The 4,744-nt window shown below is 69.4% G+C and carries 3 protein-coding genes; all 3 read left to right on the top strand.

Going from position 1 to position 4,744, the window contains the following annotated elements:
• The first annotated feature begins 53 nt into the window (after positions 1–53).
• The 3 genes from ACWGIG_RS37105 (at position 54) to ACWGIG_RS37095 (ending at position 4,702) form a co-directional block, all read left to right on the top strand.
• Positions 54–1,511: a nucleobase:cation symporter-2 family protein gene (locus ACWGIG_RS37105; protein WP_453326125.1), complete on the top strand. Its 1,458-nt coding sequence runs from the start codon at positions 54–56 to the stop codon at positions 1,509–1,511.
• A 45-nt stretch (positions 1,512–1,556) separates the two neighbouring features.
• On the top strand, positions 1,557–2,969 hold the full coding sequence (locus tag ACWGIG_RS37100; protein WP_453326124.1) for an 8-oxoguanine deaminase: 1,413 nt from the start codon (positions 1,557–1,559) through the stop codon (positions 2,967–2,969).
• A 374-nt stretch (positions 2,970–3,343) separates the two neighbouring features.
• Positions 3,344–4,702, top strand: coding sequence for a nucleobase:cation symporter-2 family protein (locus ACWGIG_RS37095; RefSeq protein WP_453326126.1), 1,359 nt, complete (start codon positions 3,344–3,346; stop codon positions 4,700–4,702).
• The last annotated feature ends 42 nt before the right edge of the window (positions 4,703–4,744 follow it).

Below are 4,744 nucleotides of genomic sequence, written 5' to 3'. Positions count from 1 at the left end.
GTGCTTTACGGCGGTAAAGCACGGCCCCGGCCCACCGGAGGGAACGAACATCCATGGCACAGCCTGCAAAGGGGCCGGCAACAGAAGGCCCGTGTTTGACCCAGCAAGGTGATCCGGTCCCGCTCGGGAAGCCGGTCGATCTCCTCGATCCCGTCCCTCCCGTGTCCGTCCACCCCGTGGACGAAAAGCTCCCCGCCAAGCGGCTCGTCCCCGCCGCGCTCCAGCACATCGCCGCCATGTACGCCGGCGTCGTCACCCCTCCGCTCATCATCGGCCAGGCCTGCGGCCTGGACCCCGCCGGGATGACCCGGCTGATCGCCGCCAGCCTGCTGATCGCAGGACTCGCCACGATCCTCCAGACCGTCGGCCTCACGAAGTTCGCCGGAAACCGGCTGCCCTTCGTCAACGCCGCGTCGTCCGCGGGCATCGCGCCCATGCTCGCGATCGCCGAGACCAGCGCCCCCGGCCACCAACTCCCCGCCATCTACGGTGCGGTGATGGTCGCCGGAGTCTTCTGCCTCGCCGTCGGCCCCTTCTTCGGGAAGCTGCTCCGCTTCTTCCCGCCGCTCGTCACCGGCGTCGTCATCACCCTCATCGGCGTCACGCTGATGCCCGTGCCCGTCGCCTGGGCGCAGGGCGGCAACAAGGAAGCCGCCGACTTCGGCGCCATGAAGTACCTGGCACTGGCCGCCTTCACCCTCGCGGTCATCCTGGTCATCCAGCGCTTCGGCAAGGGCTTCGTCAAGCAAGTCGCCCTGCTGCTCGGCATGTTGATCGGCACGCTCGCCGCGATCCCGTTCGGCATGGCCGACTTCAGCGGACTGAAGGACGCCCCGATCGCCGCGCTCCCCACGCCCTTCGCCTTCGGCGCCCCCGAGTTCCAGCCCGCCGCGATCCTCTCGCTGTGCATCGTGATGCTGGTCCTGATGACCGAGTCGTCGGCCGGGATGCTCGCCCTCGGCAAGATCTGCGAACGCGACTGCGACGGGAAGACCATCACCCGCGGTCTCCGTACGGACGGCATCGCCACACTCGTAGGGCCGGTCTTCGGCGGATTCCCGACCAGCGCCTTCGCGCAGAACGTCGGAGTCGTGACGCTGACTCGCGTACGGAGCCGCTACGTGGTCGCCGTCGCCGGTGGTGCGCTGCTCTTCCTCGGCGTGTTCCCGGTGCTCGGCGCGGTCGTCTCCATGGTGCCGATGCCCGTACTCGGCGGCGCCGGGATCGTCCTCTTCGGCTCGATCGCCGTGAGCGGCATCCGTACCCTCTCCGAGGCCGGACTCGACGACAGCTCGAACATCATCCTCGTGGCGGTGGCACTCGGCGCGGGCATCATTCCGCTCGCGGCACCCACCTTCTACGCGGACTTCCCCGCCTGGGCACAGACCGTCCTCGGCTCCGGCATCAGCGCCGGCGCACTCGTCGCGGTCCTGCTCAATCTCTTCTTCCACCATCTCGGCACCCGCGACCGCCGCACTCCAGCGGCGTCCGTGGCACTCAAATCCTCCTAGGGCCCTGCCGTGCCCGATCGTCACAGAGGTAAAGGAAGCAGCCCCATGGCAGCACCGGCAGCACCAGCTTCGCGCGACGCTCTCACCCGCATCGTCATCGAGAACTGCGCGATCGCGACCGTCGACGCCCACGACACGGAATACGCGTCGGGACACATCGTCGTCGCGGGCAACCGGATCGAGTCCATCGGCGCGGGCACGGCGCCCGCAGGCCTGGAAAACGTGGTCCGCCGCATCGACGGCACCGGCCACCTCGCCACTCCCGGCCTGATCAACACGCACCACCACTTCTACCAGTGGATCACCCGGGGCCTGGCCACCGACCACAACCTGTTCAACTGGCTCGTCACCCTGTACCCGACCTGGGCGCGGATCGACGAGCAGATGGTGACGGCGGCGGCCCAGGGGTCCCTGGCGATGATGGCCCGCGGCGGTGTCACCACCGCCATGGACCACCACTACGTCTTCCCGCGCGGCTCCGGCGACCTCTCCTCGGCGATCATCGGTGCGGCCGGGGACATGGGAGTACGGTTCACCCTCGCCCGGGGCTCCATGGACCGCGGCGAGTCCGACGGCGGCCTGCCGCCGGACTTCGCGATCGAGACCCTCGAAGGCGCGCTCGCCGCCACCGAGGCCACCGTCGACCAGCATCACGACGCCTCCTTCGGCTCCATGACGCAGGTCGCCGTGGCGCCCTGCTCGCCTTTCTCCGTGTCGACCGAACTCATGCGCCAGGGCGCCGAGTTGGCACGCCGCAAGGGCGTCCGACTGCACACCCACGGCAGTGAGACGGTCGAGGAGGAGAAGTTCTGCCACGAGCTGTTCGGCATGGGCCCCACCGACTACTTCGAGTCGACGGGCTGGCTCGGCAGCGACGTGTGGATGGCGCACTGCGTCCACATGAACGACTCCGACATCGCCGCCTTCGCCCGCACGGGAACCGGCGTCGCCCACTGCCCCTCCTCCAACGCCCGCCTCGCCGCAGGCATCGCGAGGGTCCCCGACATGCTCAAGGCGGGCGTCCCGGTCGGCCTGGGCGTCGACGGCACCGCCTCCAACGAGTCCGGCGAACTGCACACGGAGCTGCGCAACGCGCTCCTCGTGGCCCGCCTCAACACCGAGCACCGCGAGCGGGCCCTCAACGCCCGCCAGGCGCTCCGCCTCGGCACCTACGGAGGCGCCCAAGTACTGGGCCGCGCAGCGGAGATCGGCTCGCTCGAAGCCGGCAAGCTCGCGGACCTGGTGATGTGGAAGACCGACGGCCTAGGCCACTCCACCATCGCCGACCCGGTCACCGCCCTCGTCTTCGGCGCGGCGGCACCGGTCACCCTGTCCCTGGTCAACGGCAACCCCGTCGTCGAGGACAACCACCTGATCACGGTGGACGAGGACGCCATCGCCCGCAGCGCGCGGGACGAGGCGCAGCGACTCGCGCGGACAGCCGCGCAGTACCGCTGACGCCGATCACCTCGTACCACAGTCAAGAGATTCCGGCCGGGAGGGACGGCTTCCGGCCGGAACTGAGCAGCCGAGCGGGCTGCTCAGGAGCCGTTCCCGGGGGCGTGGCCCAACACTTCACGCCCCCGGGGCGGTCCGGCGTACCCGGGCGAACGGCACAACGACAGCACTTCCGCACCCCCCCCTGAGCACCACCAGCACCTTGCACATACGCACCACCTCCCTGAAGCACGTGCCAACTACGGCACTGGAAACGACAGGAGGACGCTGTGGCCAAGACGCCCAGGTTCACCGCGCAAGACTCTTCGACGGACGGCACCGACGAGGAGAACACCACCTCTCCCCGTATCGAGAAACACCCGGTCGACCAGGGGATGCCTCCCCTGAAGCTCGCCACGACCGGTCTCCAGCACGTCGCCGCCATGTACGCGGGCGTCGTCGCGCCCCCGCTCATCGTCGGCGCCGCCGTAGGCCTCTCCGGCAAGGAACTCACCTTCCTCACCGGCGCCAGCCTCTTCATGGCAGGCCTCGCCACCCTCCTCCAGACCCTCGGCGTCTGGAAGATCGGCGCCCGCCTCCCCTTCGTCAACGGCGTGACCTTCGCCGGAGTCGCCCCGATGCTCGCCATCGCGGACGGCCAGTCCAAGGAGGACGCGCTCCCGGTCATCTTCGGCGCGATCATCGTCGCCGGGGCGATCGGCTTCATAGGCGCCCCGTTCTTCTCCAAACTGGTCCGCTTCTTCCCGCCCGTCGTCACCGGCACCGTCATCACCCTGATCGGTCTCTCGCTCCTCCCGGTGGCCTTCGGCTGGGCCCAGGGCCCCAACCCCAAGGCGGCGGACTACGGTTCGACGACCTTCCTGGGCCTCGCCGGCATCACCCTGGTCATCGTGCTCCTGCTCCGCCGCTTCACCCGCGGCTTCGTGAAGCAGATCGCGGTGCTCCTCGGCCTGGTCATCGGCACGCTCCTCGCGATCCCGTTCGGCGCGACCGACTTCACGCCCATCACCGAGGCGAGCATCGTCGGCTTCCCGACGCCGTTCCACTTCGGAGCACCGCAGTTCGTCGCCGCCGCGATCATCTCGATGTGCGTGGTCATGCTGGTCTCGATGACCGAGTCGACGGCCGACATGCTGGCCCTCGGCGAGATCGTCGAGCGCCCCGCCGACGAGAAGACCATCGCCGCCGGGCTCCGCGCCGACGCCCTCGGCTCGGCCGTCAGCCCGCTCTTCAACGGCTTCATGTGCAGCGCCTTCGCCCAGAACATCGGCCTGGTCGCGATGACCAAGATCCGCAGCCGGTTCGTGGTCGCGGCGGGCGGCGGCTTCCTGATCCTGATGGGCCTCTGTCCGATCGCCGCCTCGCTCATCGCGGTCGTCCCGCGCCCGGTGCTCGGCGGCGCGGGCATCGTGCTCTTCGGCTCGGTCGCGGCCAGCGGCATCCAGACCCTCGTCAAGGCGGGCCTGGAGAAGGACAACAACGTCCTGATCGTCGCCGTCTCCCTCGCGGTCGGCATCATCCCGATCGCGGCCCCGACCTTCTACCACCACTTCCCGGAGACCGCGAAGATCATCCTGGACTCCGGCATCTCCACCGGCTGCCTGGCGGCCGTCGTCCTCAACCTCGTCTTCAACCACATCGGCAAGCGCGCCGACGACGACGAGGTGACGGCACCCATGGAGCCGGGCGGGGAGATCTCCCACCGCGAGAAGCCGGTCGCCGCTGCTCACTGATTCGGCGTCACACAGCGGTGGCCGTACGGAACTCCCGTACGG

It is taken from the genome of Streptomyces sp. NPDC054863, assembly GCF_053610825.1.
Note: the sequence above shows the minus strand (reverse complement) of the source record. Positions and strands in the feature narration are given on the sequence as shown.

Bases quoted from the DNA above. Each gene is read 5' to 3' on its own strand.
- ACWGIG_RS37095 (WP_453326126.1), top strand. From the start codon at position 3,344: ATGCCTCCCCTGAAGCTCGCCACGACCGGTCTCCAGCACGTCGCCGCC.
- ACWGIG_RS37105 (WP_453326125.1), top strand. From the start codon at position 54: ATGGCACAGCCTGCAAAGGGGCCGGCAACAGAAGGCCCGTGTTTGACC.
- ACWGIG_RS37100 (WP_453326124.1), top strand. From the start codon at position 1,557: ATGGCAGCACCGGCAGCACCAGCTTCGCGCGACGCTCTCACCCGCATC.